Here is a 15,635-nt window from a genome sequence, read left to right on the forward strand (position 1 = left end):
TCTGAACCACAGCACCGTTCAGGTTCGAGATCGCTCTCAGGATATGATCCCAGACAGGCTCGCGTTCAATGTCGCCTTGAGTCCGTATGCGGTTGCCCGATCCGCAAGTGAATGAACGAGGGACCCGTCCAAATGAAATCTGTGTGCGATTATGTCGAGATTTGCTGCAACACTTGCTCATCGGGAGGTTGCAGCTAATGTCGCTCCGACAACGTCCAGGAGAGTGTGCATGGTCAGGTTCAATCGATTGCCAGCGCTGGCGCTGTTTTCGCTCGTCTCAGCGACGTCCGTTGCCGCGCAGGACCATTTCGGGCCCAAATTCATGGCCGATGTCCCAGCGAGCATCCAGACGCCGGATACCGTGGAAACTCGCATCGGAACCCTGAAGTTCTCGGACGGTCTTCCCGATCAAGAGACGGTGCAGAAGGTTTATGACAACATCGACTTTTCAAGGGGCGTCGAAGCGTTTCTATCGGGAATGCCAGCCGCATCTGTCTACGCACTGTGCCAGGGCCTGGAGGACGTCGGGGCCGCGAAAAACAAGGGCATCGGCATTACGGAAAATCTTATGGACGCGCGTTCATTGTTTCTGACCGCGAATACGACAACCGTCTACGTCTTTTTCTGCGTTGATCTTACGAACGGACCAGTCGTCGCGGAGGTACCTCCAGGCGTCCTCGGACCCGTCGACGACGCATACTTCCGCTACGTCACCGATGTGGGCCTCATCGGACCCGACCGCGGTAAAGGTGGGAAATATCTTTTCGTGCCACCAGACTATTCCGGCGAGTTGCCTGCTGAAGGCTACTTTGCCACCAAGTCGCCGACCAACACAAACCTGATTCTCTACCGCGCCTTCGTAAAGGACGGCGACATCGCTGCGGCAGTCAGGAGCGTGAAGGACCATGCGCGTGTCTATCCGCTGTCGGCGGGCAAGGAGCCGCCGGAAACCACCTTTATCAACATCTCCGGCAAGCAGATGAATACGGTCCATGCCAATGACTTCCATTTCTACGAGGAGCTGAACAGCGTCATCCAGACCGAGCCGGGCGATGCATTCGATCCCGAAATTGTCGGCCTGTTCGCATCTATTGGCATCAAGAAGGGCAAGCCGTTCGCGCCTGATGCCCGCATGAGGGCAATCCTCACCGAGGCTGTTGCGGTCGGCAATGCGACGGCCCGGTCCATGGTCTTTGCTCCCCGCGATGAACGCGCGAAATTTTACCCCGACCGTCAATGGAACAATGGCTTCATCGGCAACAGCTATCAGTTCCTGAACGACGGCGAACGCATGCTCGACGCGCGCACGATGTTCCACTACGCGGCGACGGGGATCACACCTGCGATGGCAGATGCGAAGCCCGGCACCGGCTCAGCCTACGCGTTTGCGGTCAGGGACTCGACCGGAACCTATCTCGACGGCAGCAAGACATACAAAATCACCTTGCCTGCCCCCGTTCCGGTCGGACAGTTCTGGTCGTTCACGGTCTATGACAATCAGACCAGATCAATGCTGGAGACTGACCAGAAGCTCGCAGGCATCGACAGCAACCAGCCGGGCATCAAGAAGAACGAGGACGGTTCGGTGACAGTCTGGTTCTCTCCAGAGGCTCCGTCGGGACAAGAGGGAAACTGGGTTCAAACCATACCTGGCAAGGGCTGGAATTCGCTGTTGCGGCTGTATGCTCCATTGGAGCCATGGTTCGACAAGAGTTGGAAGCCAGGCGACTTCGAGAAGGTTGATTGAACACGCGCCGCGGGTTCCGGATGTTTTGCATACGGTCCGACACCCGACCCGCTGGGAAGTCATCGAAGAAATGAACCACAGGCACTGCATGAGTGCTAGATTTCTTGCGTCTGCCGCCGTGGCAAGTGTTTCTGCCCCCATCGTTTTTTTTAGCGCAGCCAATGACCGGTTATTGGCTGCGCTAGCGATTTTCGAGAGGTTCGCCTCACGCGCGCTGTCGGAGGCACAAGCTTCGATCCTGCGGGGCGACGTCTTTATGAGTACATGGCCTCGTCGGAAGGTTGCCGCAGCGGCGGCAACCTTCTTTTTTGGTTATGCAGAACCAACTTACCCGGGGCGCTAGGCAGTACCCCGTGGCGCGCGCCGGGCGCGAACCAGCATCGGACCGTATTCGATGCAGAACAGCGCAAAGGCTGTGATCCAGAGTGCTCCCGATAGCGCGAGCAGGTGATGATAGTGCGCCGGCAGGATCTCGGCGAAGGGGCGCGCCAGCGCCGCGCCGATGATGGCGATGTAAGAGGCGCAGCTGAGGTTCGATGCAGCCAAGGGCCGTCCGGTGTGTCCACGGCTTGCGCGCGTCATGACGGCCAGCATCATGCAGGCTATGACCCCAACGGTCATCACATGCATGACGGGGTACGCGTCGAGAGCGCCGACCGCGCCTGCCGCAACGGCGGCAAAGCCGAGTGGAACGAAGGCATAGGCCGCGTGCAGGACGAACACGATCTTGTCCGGCCACGTGGTCCACCCGCGCCAGCGGATAAACCGGGCCGCCTGCAGCAACGAGGCGGCGGACGCTACCGTAGCCGTGACGATATGTTGCGGCGCGAAGGTCCAGCAGACAAGAGCAGCGACGCCGACGAGAATCGTCAGTGTGTCAAAGCGGTTATAGGGAACCGGAAAGTCGGTCCGGCCGAACTTGTTCAGCCAGTTGCGGGTGAAGCTTGGCAGAATTCTGCCGCCGACAATCATGATCAGCATGACATAAGCGCCGATCGCCAGCCGTGCCGCCGCATCGACGTCGAGTTCACGGACGACGGAGATATGGAACCACGCATTGGCGGCTGAAAGGAGAACCAGACCGCCGACGATTTTCAGATCCTTCCACTTCCGACCGACGATGATTTCGCGCGCGCAGATCGCGAGCAACGCCGGCATGAAGGCGGCCTCGATGATCACTGCGAACTTCAATCCGATAACATCGGTTGCAAGCAGCGCCAGCCGCCCGGCAACCCACAGGGCGAACAGGTAGGCGAGCGGCCTGCCAGAAACTGGCAGCCTGCCGGTCCAGTTCGGAACAGCGGTCAAAAGGAAGCCTGCGAGTACGGCGGATGAGAACCCGAAGAGCATCTCGTGTGCGTGCCAATGGGCAGGGCCATATTCGCCGGCAATGTCGATACCCGTGGTAAGGGCGGCAATCCATCCGGCCATGGCGAAGATCGCCCAGAGACTGGCGCCGAGGAAGAAGGGTCTGAAGCCATAGGAAAATAGAACGGGACCGGTGGTGGCGATTCCGCGCGGGATTCCTCCGCTAGGCCTTGGTTTGCTGAAGTAACTAAACATTGTTCGATCCTGTTCTTTCGTCGAGCGGACGGGTGGATGGGATCGATTTATCCGGGGCTTGCCCAGGCATCTTTGCGAAAACGCAATTATAGAGCCTGGCGAACGCCGCCCCCGTGAAGATTTGCAGAAAAACATCCACTTTCCGGGGCGATTTGTTCCAAGACAAAGACGTCATTCGCTCTCGGTTCTACTTGAGGCATGACTACTGAAAAACCTGTGGTCAAAACCTGAGGTGAGCCCGCCAGGGACGGCAGAGGACACCGTAACACGTTGAATTTCGGCATGATTTTCGGACGGCCACTCCGGTCGCGCGGTCATGCCCAAGGAGAGCAATGATGACAGAACAGCTGCAGATGACTCGCCGGACGATTCTGGCCGGCGCCGCCTTCGCTGGCGCGCTGACGCCGATCCTGACGGCGACCTCGACCCAGGCCGCAACGGCCGCCGCTCCCGCGGCAGCGGACACGGCGCCGGTCGACATTGCGACACTGGAACGGGTCAAGGTCGACCTCGTCGCTCCGCCCTTCGTTCATGCTCACGATCAGGTCGCCAAGACCGGCCCGCGCGTGGTCGAGTTCACCATGACCATCGAAGAAAAGAAGCTGGTCATTGACGGCGACGGCACCGAAGTGCACGCCATGACATTCAATGGCTCGGTTCCCGGTCCGCTGATGGTCGTCCACGAGAACGACTATGTCGAACTCAGATTGATCAACCCCGCCACCAACACGCTGCTGCACAATATCGACTTTCACGCAGCAACGGGGGCCTTGGGCGGTGGCGGCCTGACGCAGGTCAATCCCGGCGAGGAGACGACCTTGCGCTTCAAGGCGACCAAACCTGGCGTCTTCGTCTACCATTGCGCGCCGGAAGGCATGGTGCCCTGGCACGTTACCTCGGGCATGAACGGCGCCATCATGGTGCTGCCGCGTGACGGGCTGAAGGATGAGAAGGGACAGCCGCTGACCTATGACAAGGTCTACTACGTGGGCGAGCAGGATTTCTACATCCCACGCGACGAAGCCGGCAATTACAAGAAATACGAAACGCCCGGCGAAGCCTATGAAGATACCGTCAAGGTGATGCGCACGCTGACCCCGACCCACGTCGTCTTCAATGGCGCGGTCGGAGCGCTGACTGGAGAGAGGGCGCTGACAGCGGCCGTTGGCGAACATGTGCTCGTCATCCACTCGCAGGCCAACCGCGACACACGGCCACACCTGATCGGTGGACACGGCGACTATGTCTGGGCAACCGGCAAATTCCGTAATCCGCCCGAGCTCGATCAGGAAACCTGGTTCATTCCGGGCGGCACGGCCGGCGCGGCCTTCTACACATTCCGGCAGCCGGGCATCTATGCCTACGTCAACCACAACCTGATCGAGGCCTTCGAACTGGGCGCGGCCGGACACTTCAAGGTCACCGGCGAGTGGAACGACGATCTGATGACCTCGGTCGTCAAGCCGGCTTCGATGTAGCCCCGATATGACAATTGGCCGCGTTGCCCGAAGAGGTCTTTGGGCAGCGCGAGGCAGCGACAAAGGCATGCGCCGGATCCATCGGCGCATGCCAATAGAAGGGGAAGAACATGCGCGATAGACGTCACAAGAATTCGGTTTCGGTGTTTTCCGTCGCCGTTCCAGCTTTGCTGCTGGTTGCCATCGGCGGGGTGCTTTCGGCCAAGGTCGGGCTGCTGGATGACCTCGACGCAACGGTCGACACCCGCATCGAAGCGCCAGTGACAGTGACGATCGAGCCGCGCCGCATGGAATACCGGGCCGAAGGCCACTTCATCAAGAATGGCTTTGCCGTCGATGCACCGCTGGTTGATGCGACGCTCGCGAAACCGTTCAGGATCATGAAGTACCAGGTTAGCCGCACGGACTATCAGCGTTGCGTCGAAGACGGCGCCTGCGAGAAGGGTGAGCCGGCGGCAAGCCTCGGCAATGATACCCCGATGACCGGCGTCAACTACACCGACGCCAGCAACTATGCCGCCTGGCTGACGGAAAAGACGGGGCAGGTCTGGCGTCTGCCGACCGATCGGCAATGGGCCTTTGCGGCCGGCCGGAAATTTCCCGACGACGCGCTCGGCATTGACGGCAGCAAGGACAATCCGGCGCTCCGGTGGCTTGCCGACTACGAGCGCGAATCCGCGCGGCAGAAGTCGAAGAACCCAATGCCGCAACCGTCGGGCACGTTCGGCGAAAACGAATTCGGCGTCGCCGATCTCGACGGCAATGTCTGGGAATGGACGCAGACCTGCCACCGTCGCGTGACGATCGGCGTCGATGGCGAAGTGCTGAAGATATCGCCAGCCTGCGGGATCTACGTCGTCGACGGCAAGCACCGTGCGTCGATGAGCTTTTTCATTCGCGATCCGAAGAGCGGCGGTTGCGCGGTCGGCGTGCCGCCGGACAATCTCGGCTTCCGCCTGGTTCGCGACGATCGTTGGTATGCGAACATGCTGTACGCCTTCGAGCGCCGTTTCCCCGGTGCGGTGTAACAGCGCGGGGCCTTGATTATCGCCGCTTAAGGGCGGCGAAAGGGTGTTGTCCGCTTCTTCCTCCCGATCGCACGTGATATAGCAGCCCGCATCGCCGATCCGCAGGAGACAGGAAACGACGTGGCTGCACTGGACCGAACACTCGTCAAATCACTCCCGCTGTTTCAGAAGATGAGCGATCAGGAGCTGGACAAGCTCCTGGCGCACGCGACCGTGCGGCGCGTCCCCCAGAATGAGGCCGTCTTCGAGCAGGGGGCTGCGGCCGACTCATTCTATCTGCTTCTGCACGGACGCCTTAAGGTCACTCAGGTCACCCGCGACGGACAACAGATCATCGTCCGTGTCGTCAATCCGGGCGATCTGTTCGGCTTTGCCCGCGCGCTGCAGCGCAGCGACTATCCGGGAACGGCGATGACGGCAACGGAAAGCCTCGTCCTCGCCTGGCCGACCGAGCTCTGGAACGTGTTCGTCGAGAGCAATCCGCATCTGGCCATCAATGCGATGCACACGATCGGCCAGCGGCTCGACGAGGCCCATACCCGCATCCGCGAGATGTCGACCGAGGAAGTCGAACGCCGCGTCGCGCACGCGGTTCTGCGGCTGGCCGAACAGGCGGGTAAGCGCGAAGAGCTTGGCGTGCGCATCGATTTTCCCATTTCCCGGCAGGACATAGCCGAAATGACCGGCACGACGCTCCACACCGTCTCGCGCATTCTCAGCGCGTGGGAGGGGCGGGGACTGGTGCAGGGTGGACGACAGAAGCTGCTTCTCTGCGATCTGCCAGGGCTTCGACGTCTCGCTGAACAAGTCGAGAAGAGCTAGGGTTCGACTGCCCCTCCACGACGTGTGTGACTTCCAGACGTCTGGTCAAGGCCTGTAGTCACCATCGGACGAATGCAGTACCTATGGGCAAATTCTAGAGCGCCGTGCGTTCAGATGAACGCACAAAGGACGCTCTAGCACTTTGATTGTAGAGCATCTTATCCGCTTTCGGTGATTCCACTTGAAAGCGGGATGCTCTAGTCGCGGGGTCCAATGGATCGACTTGATGCCATGCGGGTACTGCTTGCGGTGGTCGACGCCGGAAGTTTGTCGGCTGGCAGCCGCAAGCTGAATGCTCCCTTGCCGAGTGTCAGCCGCAAAGTCGCTGATCTCGAGCGGCACCTCGGTGCAAACCTAATCATTCGCACAAGCCGAAACCTGCAACTTACTGATGCCGGTCGTGATTATGTCGAAGCGGCGCGGAAGATCGTGGCGGACCTGGAGGAGGCCGAGCGACGCGCCTCGGGTGAATATCAAACACCGCGCGGAACGTTGACGATCACGATGCCGGTGGAGTTCGGAAGCCGCTACGTGCTGCCGATTGCATTGGACTTCATGGACAAGCACCCGGAAGTCTCCTTGAACATCTTGTCGTTGGACCGCTCAGTCAATCTCGTCAACGAGCAGGTGGATGTTGCCATTCGTCTCGGGGAACTTGCCGACAGCTCTCTTTACGCAGTCAAGGCTGGCGAGTTTCGCCTTCTGACGGTTGCCAGTCCAGCTTATCTCAAGCGGCATGGCGTGCCTGAGCATCCGAGCGACCTGCCGAAGCATGACGGCATCATGTTCAACAACCGCTCGTTCTTCTGGGGATTTGACCTCGACGGTAAACTGATCGAAGCTCTTCCGATCGCCCGGATCGAAGTCAACACGGCGGCCAATTGTGTTGCCGCCGCGTTAAGTGGCATCGGTATCGCCCGGGTCTTTGACTACCAGGTGCCAGAGGAGCTCTCCACCGGCGCGCTTGTGCCGATCCTGCAAGGTTATGGCGGCGAGGCGAAACCGATCCACATCGTTTATTCGCGTCAAGGCCTTCTCGCACTGAAGGTGCGCGCCTTCATCGACTGGGCCCTGCCGCGGCTTCGTACGACTTGCAGTGGGTATGGATCGGCGGCCTGACAGCTACGCGCCGTCACCGAAATGATGCGCGAACCTCTTCAATCGTTTGCTTCGGGCTCTGCAGATGAGGGTAATGCCCAACGCCGGCAAGGAGATTGAGTTTTGCGGGGAGCCTTGAGGCGAGTTCGAGCCCCATTTCCTTCTTGATGTAGAGGTCTTTCTCACCCCAAACCACATTTACGGGTGTTTTGAACCGGGCCAATTGCGATTCAAAATAGTCCTGGTCCCGCGTGAAGTGAGAATAGTAGAATGAGAAAGCGTCTGCCGTCGTCAAAGCGCCATGGTTCCAGCCGTTGGCCATGTCGTCCTTGAATTCCTGCGAAACCTCGAACTGCGCTTCCTTGGGCAGGCCTCGTCTGAAGGCGTTCTCGAGGATATCGGCGCGATTCTTGTTCAGCTGGGCACGCGCCTGACCAGTCGCTCCCGCCACTTTCAGGCCTTGCAGGCTCTCGTACATGTACTGGGGCCTGTTGAAGGGAGCGAAGTCACCAACAATGATCGTCTTGGCGATATCAGGGTTTTCCAACGCCAGGAGAAGCGCCGGCAGGGCTCCGATGTCGGTTGCGTAGATCGTTAGCTTCGATGTGTCGATATCCGCCTTCGCCACGTATTCGTTCAAGACGCGCGCGTAGTCCTTGGGTGCATAGGAAAATCTGTCGACCGCTGGCCTTGATGAGAGGCCGTAGCCTGGCCAGTCGAAAGCATGAACCTCGTAGTCATTGCCAAGGGCGAGCGAAACATCTTTCCAGGCATAGAGGGTTTCCGGAAACCCATGCAGGAAGAGAACGGTCCCTTTCGGTCTCGGGTTGTGCACCACCATTCTTCTAAGCGTGATGTCTGCATCGATCTTCAGGAAGTCGATGTTGGCCTTTGGTTGTTGGGTGTCTTCGGCGCTTGCCGGTGCGATGGCCGAGCAAAGCACGGCGGCGGCTGCAAACAACGTCCGAATGGATGATTTTGGCATGTCAGTTTCCTCAATGTAGCGTCAGATCAGTAGACCAGGCGATCGACTTGCGCCTGAAGGCGAGGGCCGATCAGGAGGATTGCGGGAATGACGATCACGTAGCCGATCCCCCAGGAACGCAGCCACGTCAGGACAAATCCATTCGAAAAGCCCAGATTGAAGGCGAGAAGCGAGAAGGAGATGATCCCCGTCGTCACGACGCCCATCGACAGGGCGAATGCGATTTTCCGTTTCAGATGTATGTGCATGTCTCTCTCCCAGAGGGCTCGGAAATAGTGGCTCAATCACCCTGCTTGTCGTCAGCGACGCGCTCAGGACCTGGCATAAGAATTGAGCGCCACGCCCGCGGCCGGTAGAGCAAGAATGCGAGAGGCAGCCTCTTGATGTCGGCAAGTCCCAAACGGAGCGGAATGACATACACCGGTCGCGAAAGGACGAAATGTCATGTCGCGAACGCACCCGAAGGCCCTTGTGACCTACGCGTCATGCGCGATCGGTCTCCTTTATGCCGATCGGCTGGCGCGCCGCGGATACGATGTTGTGATGCTTGCAAATGGTGCTGATCGACCAGCCGCGCTTGCGCGTATTCTGCGGGCCGAAACCGATGCGGCGGTCGAGATCATCACTCCAAACCTTTGCACCGATCGCGGCCTGGATGACGTGGAAGCCAGTTTCGCGCGAGGAACCGGCTTTGACGTCGCCGTCAATAATCTCGGCCTGCCTCCCGGCAGGGCACTGACCGAAGCTTCTGCGGCAGATCTCGACCGCCTGATTGGCACGAATGTGAGGGCATACACGCGCATTTCGGCGGCCGCCGCCCGGAGCATGGCCCTTCGGCGCCACGGTGCGATTATCAACGTGGCGTCGGCCGTCGGCATCGCACCCGAAACTGCAACCGGCGTCTATGGCGCGAGCAAGGCCTTCCTGATCGCCCTGGCCCGCACGATGCAACACGAACTGGGACATCACGGCGTTTATGTACAATTGGTTCTGACCGCCGCAATCCGCACCGATGTCTGGCCATTTGCGGGATGTGAAGCCGAACTTCTGCCCGGAATGATGAGTGCCGCCGACGTGGTGGATGCCGCATTGGTCGGATTCGACCGTCACGAGCCGCTGACCATTCCCTCTCTGGCGAAGGCAAGCCAATGGGCGCGGTACGAACACGCGCGCAAGACGCTGCTCGATGATCTCGTGAATGGCGAGTTGGCGCCGCGATATCGGCGGCTTGTGTGACCCGAGACTACGAAACGAGAGGCTGGCTCTCATTTCCCCTCAGTACCGGTCGCTGGGTGTCCAGCCTAATCTAAAGGGCATGAGCAGGGACCGAAGCTCGCCAGCGATGACGGCCTGCTTTCACCACAATCAGAGAGGAACGACGATGCAAGAGACGTTGGGAAAAGCTGTCATTACCGGTGCATCGAGCGGTATCGGTGCGCTTTACGCTGATCGCCTGGCTCGGAAGGGTTATGATCTGATCCTCGTCGCGCGAAACGGCGATCGGCTGTGGCGAGCTGCTGCAACCATTCACGAGCAGACGGGCCGCACGGTTGAAACGGTCACGGCCGACCTGACGGTCGCGGACGATGTGGCGCAGATCGCCGGTGATCCGCGGATAACTATGCTGGTCAATAATGCCGGCGTCGGCGCAACTGCGCCTCTGCTCCAATCTGACGCTCACGCCATGAGCGCGATGATCGCACTCAACGTCGACGCTCTGATGCGCCTCACCTATGCCGCGGTGCCTGCCTTCGTCGAGCGGAACAGGGGCACCATCATCAATATCGCTTCGATCGTGGCGGTTGCACCTGAGAGACTGAATGGCGTCTACGGCGGCACGAAGGCCTTTGTTCTCGCCTTCAGCCAGAGCCTGCGTCAGGAGCTCGCCGACAGCAACGTTCATGTGCAGGTCGTGTTGCCAGGCGCCACTGCGACCGACTTCTGGGATATCGCCGGCTTGCCCGTGCAGCACCTGCCCCAGGAAATCGTCATGCCGGCCGATGCCTTGGTCGACGCCGCGCTCATGGGTCTCGCCCGCAACGAATTCGTTACGATCCCCAGCCTTCACGATGTCGGCCAGTGGGACACCTTCGAGGCTGCCCGCCAGGCGATGGCCGACAATCTGTCTACGAACAAACCCGCCGACCGCTACCTGGCCAACTGACCACCATTGAGGGCACACGGGCGACAACGTCGACGCCCGGCAGTGCCCTCGAACGAACGTCTTAGATCAAGGGAAGCGCGAAGGCTCTATCGCTGTGTAGCATAGAGAAACATTGGCCATGGAACGAGCAGACGGCGGGACCGCCTCGCTTGGCTTGGCAGATCGGGGCCAGTTATGGACAGGCAGTTTTATATCGGCGTTTTCGCGGCGATTTTTGCCGCATTCGCCTTTTCCCTCAACTTCATCGTGCCGTTCGTCATCGGCGATTACTCTACCTTCGATTTTGCTCTGATCCGCCATGTCGTTTCGGCGGTGGTTGGCGTGTATATCTTGGTGATCACCAAGGGGGTGGCGCAGTACCTTACCCCCGGCAACTGGCTCATCGCCACGTGGCTCGCCTTCATCGGCTATGTCGGCTATTTCCTCACGGTTACGGGCGCGGCCATCTATGCCGGGCCGGTGATTGCGCCCGCATTCCTCGGACTTGTCCCGATCGTTCTGGCCCTCATCGGCAATCGGCGGCAGGGATCCCTGCCGTGGCGATTTTTGATGATGCCGCTCATGCTGGTGTTGTTCGGTCTTGTTCTTGTCAACAGCGCCGCGTTCACCGAGGTCGGATTGGATTCTGTGCGTTCACTCTGGATTGGGGTTCCACTTTCTATCGCAGCCGTCGTGTTGTGGGTATGGTTTGCCATTGCTAACCAGGCAGCACTGGCCGCCAGACCGGGCATGCCTTCAGGTGTGTGGTCGGCTCTCATCCTCATCGGCGGCGGCATTTTGATGCTGGTTTTCTACCCGATTGGCGCAGCGATGGGGCTGTTCCAGCTTCCCAAGCTTGGTTTCGGATGGGGCACCGCTGCACCATTGTACCTGTGGGGTGTGTCGCTCGCTCTGGTGGCGACAGTTGGCGGCGTCTGGACCTGGAATGTGGCCGCGCGCAGCCTGCCGGTCGCGCTGGCGGCTCAATTGATCGTTTCAGAAACGGCCTTCGGCGTCATTGGTGGGCTCATTGTCCATGCTCGAATACCGACGGTTTTGGAAGGCGCCGGCGTTGCGATACTGATCGCCGGGGTCGTTCTGGCGATCCGTGTGTTCCACGGAAGAAGGGCCTGTTGAAGCGACCCATCATTCCATTTCTCCGGTAGCCTGGCGCGATTTTCGTCAGTTGGCTTCACCCATTGCCAGGACGATTTTTCCCTTCGGTCTCGGCAGCTCGCCTTCGAGCATCAAGTGCGCGTCCTTCGCTTGCTCAAACCGTAATGTCGCCCCGACATTCATCCGGAGGGCACCCCGGGAGACGAGAGAGGAGATGCGGGCAAGGCTTTCGGTCGATACGTCGACGAGAAAAAATTTGGACAGGACCTGGTGCCGTGCGGCCAGAGCCTGGTCCGGAACCGAAACGGCCGAAATCAATCGCCCTCCCTTTTTCAGCACCCGGAACGATCGCGTTTGGGTTTCTCCGCCCACCAGATCGATGACGGCATCGACATCGCGAATTTCGTCCTCAAATCTGGTTTTTGTATAGTCGATGACCGTTTCGCCACCGAGAGCAACAACGCTTTCGATGTCACCCGACGCGGCGGTGCACACTGTCCGAAGGCCCGCTTCTCTGGCGAATTGCACGGCATAGGCGCCGACGTTTCCCGCCGAACCGTGGATCAGCACAGTTTGGCCCTTTTCCAAACCAGCCTGATCGAAAAGTGCCTGCCATGCTGTCACCGCGATCACGGGCAGCGATGCCGCAGCGACGTGGTCAATCGACACTGGTTTGTGATCGAGCATGGAAGCACTGGCGACTGCGTATTGCGCGTATCCACCACAAAAGCGCTTGTTGGTGACGCCATAGACATCATCTCCAACCTTGAACCGCGTCACCCCAGCGCCGACCGCCCCGACCTCGCCTGAGATGTCCGAACCGAGAATGAGAGGGAGAGGCTGGGGCAGGGCGCTGTTGCCGGCGCGAATCCACCCATCCCAAGGGCCAACACCAGCCGCATGGACCTTGACGATGACCTCGTTCATCCCTGGCTCTGGAGTGTCCACGCGCTCCAACTGCATTACATCTGGCGGCCCGAACTGATGGACGCGCCATGCCTTTCCTGAGAAGGTCTTTGAGACATCCGGCATGTGTTTTCCTCTCGATGTTAGTGCAGTGACGAGCGCGCTGCTCACAGTGAAACAGCCCGGGCTCCACCGCCAAATCGCGTTGGGCCGCGCTGCGGACGCGCGATCGGCCGCGGTCCGCGAGCGCTGTTTCGAGGCTATCTGCCAATCGCCGCGTGGGGCACATTCCTGAAGCTTATGGCCATCCGATTGTAGGCGTTCATGAGGCTGATCGCGATCGTGAGATCGACGCGTTCGCGTTCGCTGAAGACGGCGCTGACAGCGTCATAGGCGTCACTAGGCACACCCGTCTCTGCCACGCGCGTCACTGTTTCGGCCCATGCGAGCGCCGCACGCTCGCGCTCGTCGAAGAGAGGGCCGGCTTCCCGCCAGGCTTGAAGCAACGCGATCTTCTCGATCTGCTGCCCTTTCTTCAAAAGATCCCGCGTGTGCATGTCGAGACAATAGGCACAGTTGTTGATCTGGGAAACACGCAGATAGACCAGCTCGAGCAAAACGGATGGGAGGCCGCTTTGCATGACGTAACCGTAGACACCGCCCAGCGCTTTCGCGCCGGCAGGAGCGATTTGGTTATAGTCCAGACGGGCTGACATCGGTTCATTCCTTTGCTTTGGCTGTGGTGGTCAGTTCCTTGTCGTCGGTGTCGACGACAAAGACAGCCAGAAGCTTCGCGGGTTCGGTCTTGCTCGCGTTGCGGCTTACGAGGTGGCTGGAGCCAGGGGTCTCGTAGAAGCTTTCGCCGGGACGATAGGTCCTCTTGGGCTCATCGTTCACCTGTGACTCGATTTCTCCCGACAGAACATAGGCAAAAATGAACGCCGATTTTGCATGGACATGTGGCAGTGACGCTCCGCCTGGACCGTAATCGACGACCACGGCGCGAACCGACTTGCCGGGAATGTTCGGAATATTCTGCTCGAAGGCCGGCGTAACTGTTTCGAGGGGATCATGCGCGGCGACGGGCATCGCAACGGCAATGGCGACTGCGGCGCAGGCTGCACCGATGATGGATCGTGCATTCATGATGACATTTCTCCTTTGTGGCCTGTTCATCTACTCGCTATAAATACCCCTCGACTGGTCCTGTATTAAGCACCAGGAACGCACGAAAATCTTGTACCACGGGACGGAATGGCTAAACCGCTTGAGCTGCAGATTGATCGCACTGCGAAGACCCCGCTGGCGGACCAGATCTGCATGGGCATCACTGCCGCGATCGACAGTGGCGTATTGGCATCAGGCGCGCGCCTACCCTCCTGGATAGACTTGGCGGCCCAACTTGGCGTCGCCCGTGGCACCGTTCGGCTGGCCTACGATAAACTGGCGGCGGCTCAGCTTATCGTTGCATCTCGCACAACGGGAACGCGTGTAACGGAGCGACCGATCCTATCCCGGCGACAGGATTCCCCACCGGAGCCTGGCTCCTTCATGGAGCGGTATCAGGAGATGATCGCGGGCCCGGCAATCTTCCAGATGGGCGTGCCGGCGAAGGAGACCTTTCCCGCAAAACTCTTCGCCAGGATCCGGTCCCAAAGTGTGCGCGCCGAGGCGAGCGCACCGGCGATGTATCCGGACCCACGCGGCGAACTCGAGCTGCGGCGAGAGATCGCCGCCTATCTTGCCATTGCGCGCGGGATCGAGTGTTTGCCCTCTCAGATCCTCATCACTTGCGGTTTTGCCAGCGGCCTTGGATTGACCCTCCACGCGCTTGGGCTCGAAGGACGCAAGGCATGGATGGAGGATCCTGGATTTCCGTTCACGCGGCGCGGGCTTGAGTTGGCGAGATTGTTGCCTGTCCCTGTCCCGGTTGACGCCGACGGCATCGATGTCGACTACGGCCTTCGCATCGCTCCGGACGCGGGGCTAGTCGTTGTGACACCTGGACAGCAGGCTCCAACTGGAATGACGCTTTCGCTCGGGCGACGGCTGCATCTTCTTGATTGGGCGGATCAGGCGGGAGCTTGGGTAATCGAGGATGATTATTTGGGCGAGTTGCAACTGACAGGCCGCGCCGCGCCGGCACTCGCCTCGATTGATCGTGCAGGCCGGGTCATCCATATCGGCTCGTTCAGCAAGACCATAAGTCCGACATTGCGCCTCGGCTTTGTCCTCGTGCCGCGGTCTCTGGAAGCCCGCTTCGCCGAGGTGGCGGCATGTTTGGCGCCTCCGCCCGGGCCATCCGTACAACTCGCCACCGCGGAGTTTATTTGCGAGGGGCATTTCTTGCGGCATCTGCGGCGCACGAAACGCGCATACACGGCACGCCGAGACGCATTGCTGCGGTGTCTGGAAGCGCGCGCAGACGGGATCATCGTCACGACAGCGGGTCTGGCCGTTCTGTTGCGCCTCGCCGATGGCGCGCCGGATGTTTCCATCGTGCGCGAAACGCTACCGTTCGGCCTGGCACCGGCACCCTTGTCGGTATGGCACGCGTCGCCAGCCTTCGCGAAACCCGGTCTGCTTTTGGGCGTTGCCACGTGTCCTCAGCAATATGTCGAGCGGTCTTGTGACCGCCTTCTCGAAATTATTCATCGCTGCACATCGTCGCGATGAGGAAGGCACCGGCCCAATCCGTCGGTCTTTTCTGACAGCCTGATCACGGATCCAATGTGCCAACCTTCAAAGG

15 protein-coding genes are annotated in these 15,635 nt (G+C 59.9%); 9 read left to right on the top strand and 6 right to left on the bottom strand.

The window, feature by feature from the left end; translation table 11 throughout:
- The first annotated feature begins 229 nt into the window (after positions 1-229).
- Positions 230-1,747, top strand: coding sequence for a DUF1254 domain-containing protein (locus tag IB264_RS18850; protein ID WP_025430201.1), 1,518 nt, complete (start codon positions 230-232; stop codon positions 1,745-1,747).
- Positions 1,748-2,086: 339 nt separating this feature from the next.
- Here the strand turns inward: IB264_RS18850 and IB264_RS18855 are convergent, their stop codons facing one another.
- The gene (locus IB264_RS18855; RefSeq protein ID WP_025430199.1) at positions 2,087-3,310 is read right to left on the bottom strand and encodes an NnrS family protein; all 1,224 of its coding nucleotides are present in this window, start codon (positions 3,308-3,310) and stop codon (positions 2,087-2,089) included.
- A 335-nt stretch (positions 3,311-3,645) separates the two neighbouring features.
- Here IB264_RS18855 and nirK point away from each other — a divergent pair, with 335 nt between their 5' ends.
- The 4 genes from nirK (at position 3,646) to IB264_RS18875 (ending at position 7,757) form a co-directional block, all read left to right on the top strand.
- Entirely contained in the window at positions 3,646-4,788 is a 1,143-nt protein-coding gene (nirK, locus tag IB264_RS18860; protein WP_025430198.1) for a copper-containing nitrite reductase, read from the top strand.
- A 110-nt stretch (positions 4,789-4,898) separates the two neighbouring features.
- The gene (locus tag IB264_RS18865; protein WP_025430197.1) at positions 4,899-5,816 is read left to right on the top strand and encodes an SUMF1/EgtB/PvdO family nonheme iron enzyme; all 918 of its coding nucleotides are present in this window, start codon (positions 4,899-4,901) and stop codon (positions 5,814-5,816) included.
- A gap of 120 nt (positions 5,817-5,936) precedes the next feature.
- A complete protein-coding gene (locus IB264_RS18870) occupies positions 5,937-6,638 on the top strand; it encodes a Crp/Fnr family transcriptional regulator (protein ID WP_025430196.1) in 702 nt (233 codons plus the stop codon).
- A 213-nt stretch (positions 6,639-6,851) separates the two neighbouring features.
- A complete protein-coding gene (locus IB264_RS18875) occupies positions 6,852-7,757 on the top strand; it encodes a LysR family transcriptional regulator (protein WP_025430195.1) in 906 nt (301 codons plus the stop codon).
- 13 nt (positions 7,758-7,770) lie between these two features.
- On the opposite strand, the gene IB264_RS18880 is transcribed toward IB264_RS18875, so the two are convergent.
- Positions 7,771-8,721 carry an alpha/beta fold hydrolase gene (locus IB264_RS18880; protein ID WP_025430194.1) on the bottom strand — a complete coding sequence of 317 codons (951 nt, stop codon included), beginning with the start codon at positions 8,719-8,721 and terminating at the stop codon, positions 7,771-7,773.
- A gap of 26 nt (positions 8,722-8,747) precedes the next feature.
- Positions 8,748-8,969 carry a DUF2798 domain-containing protein gene (locus tag IB264_RS18885; protein ID WP_025430193.1) on the bottom strand — a complete coding sequence of 74 codons (222 nt, stop codon included), beginning with the start codon at positions 8,967-8,969 and terminating at the stop codon, positions 8,748-8,750.
- 196 nt (positions 8,970-9,165) lie between these two features.
- On the opposite strand from IB264_RS18885, the gene IB264_RS18890 reads away from it, so the two are divergent.
- The 3 genes from IB264_RS18890 (at position 9,166) to IB264_RS18900 (ending at position 12,001) form a co-directional block, all read left to right on the top strand.
- Positions 9,166-9,957, top strand: coding sequence for an SDR family oxidoreductase (locus tag IB264_RS18890; RefSeq protein WP_192433907.1), 792 nt, complete (start codon positions 9,166-9,168; stop codon positions 9,955-9,957).
- Positions 9,958-10,102: 145 nt separating this feature from the next.
- Entirely contained in the window at positions 10,103-10,885 is a 783-nt protein-coding gene (locus IB264_RS18895) for an SDR family oxidoreductase (protein ID WP_192433909.1), read from the top strand.
- Positions 10,886-11,059: 174 nt separating this feature from the next.
- The gene (locus IB264_RS18900) at positions 11,060-12,001 is read left to right on the top strand and encodes a DMT family transporter (RefSeq protein WP_025430190.1); all 942 of its coding nucleotides are present in this window, start codon (positions 11,060-11,062) and stop codon (positions 11,999-12,001) included.
- Between the two features lie 45 nt (positions 12,002-12,046).
- Here IB264_RS18900 and IB264_RS18905 read toward each other — a convergent pair whose 3' ends face one another.
- The 3 genes from IB264_RS18905 to IB264_RS18915 form a co-directional block, all read right to left on the bottom strand.
- Positions 12,047-13,012, bottom strand: a complete 966-nt coding sequence (locus IB264_RS18905) for an NADP-dependent oxidoreductase (protein ID WP_025430189.1) — start codon at positions 13,010-13,012, stop codon at positions 12,047-12,049.
- A 134-nt stretch (positions 13,013-13,146) separates the two neighbouring features.
- Positions 13,147-13,602, bottom strand: coding sequence for a carboxymuconolactone decarboxylase family protein (locus tag IB264_RS18910; protein WP_025430188.1), 456 nt, complete (start codon positions 13,600-13,602; stop codon positions 13,147-13,149).
- A 4-nt stretch (positions 13,603-13,606) separates the two neighbouring features.
- Complete coding sequence (locus IB264_RS18915) at positions 13,607-14,032, bottom strand: cupin domain-containing protein (RefSeq protein WP_025430187.1); 426 nt, start codon at positions 14,030-14,032, stop codon at positions 13,607-13,609.
- A gap of 108 nt (positions 14,033-14,140) precedes the next feature.
- Between IB264_RS18915 and IB264_RS18920 the strand changes: the two genes are divergently transcribed.
- The gene (locus IB264_RS18920) at positions 14,141-15,562 is read left to right on the top strand and encodes a PLP-dependent aminotransferase family protein (RefSeq protein ID WP_025430186.1); all 1,422 of its coding nucleotides are present in this window, start codon (positions 14,141-14,143) and stop codon (positions 15,560-15,562) included.
- Positions 15,563-15,635 lie beyond the last annotated feature (73 nt).

Source organism: Ensifer sp. ENS11 (genome assembly GCF_014851895.1).
GTDB classification, from domain to species: Bacteria; Pseudomonadota; Alphaproteobacteria; order Rhizobiales; family Rhizobiaceae; genus Ensifer; species Ensifer canadensis.

What these genes read in the sequence shown, in the direction of transcription:
- IB264_RS18905 (WP_025430189.1), bottom strand. Translation starts at nt 13,012, where the DNA reads ATGCCGGATGTCTCAAAGACCTTCTCAGGAAAGGCATGGCGCGTCCAT.
- IB264_RS18895 (WP_192433909.1), top strand. Translation starts at nt 10,103, where the DNA reads ATGCAAGAGACGTTGGGAAAAGCTGTCATTACCGGTGCATCGAGCGGT.
- IB264_RS18875 (WP_025430195.1), top strand. Translation starts at nt 6,852, where the DNA reads ATGGATCGACTTGATGCCATGCGGGTACTGCTTGCGGTGGTCGACGCC.
- IB264_RS18880 (WP_025430194.1), bottom strand. Translation starts at nt 8,721, where the DNA reads ATGCCAAAATCATCCATTCGGACGTTGTTTGCAGCCGCCGCCGTGCTT.
- IB264_RS18885 (WP_025430193.1), bottom strand. Translation starts at nt 8,969, where the DNA reads ATGCACATACATCTGAAACGGAAAATCGCATTCGCCCTGTCGATGGGC.
- IB264_RS18890 (WP_192433907.1), top strand. Translation starts at nt 9,166, where the DNA reads ATGTCGCGAACGCACCCGAAGGCCCTTGTGACCTACGCGTCATGCGCG.
- IB264_RS18900 (WP_025430190.1), top strand. Translation starts at nt 11,060, where the DNA reads ATGGACAGGCAGTTTTATATCGGCGTTTTCGCGGCGATTTTTGCCGCA.
- IB264_RS18920 (WP_025430186.1), top strand. Translation starts at nt 14,141, where the DNA reads ATGGCTAAACCGCTTGAGCTGCAGATTGATCGCACTGCGAAGACCCCG.
- IB264_RS18910 (WP_025430188.1), bottom strand. Translation starts at nt 13,602, where the DNA reads ATGTCAGCCCGTCTGGACTATAACCAAATCGCTCCTGCCGGCGCGAAA.
- IB264_RS18855 (WP_025430199.1), bottom strand. Translation starts at nt 3,310, where the DNA reads ATGTTTAGTTACTTCAGCAAACCAAGGCCTAGCGGAGGAATCCCGCGC.
- IB264_RS18865 (WP_025430197.1), top strand. Translation starts at nt 4,899, where the DNA reads ATGCGCGATAGACGTCACAAGAATTCGGTTTCGGTGTTTTCCGTCGCC.
- IB264_RS18850 (WP_025430201.1), top strand. Translation starts at nt 230, where the DNA reads ATGGTCAGGTTCAATCGATTGCCAGCGCTGGCGCTGTTTTCGCTCGTC.
- IB264_RS18915 (WP_025430187.1), bottom strand. Translation starts at nt 14,032, where the DNA reads ATGAATGCACGATCCATCATCGGTGCAGCCTGCGCCGCAGTCGCCATT.
- nirK (WP_025430198.1), top strand. Translation starts at nt 3,646, where the DNA reads ATGACAGAACAGCTGCAGATGACTCGCCGGACGATTCTGGCCGGCGCC.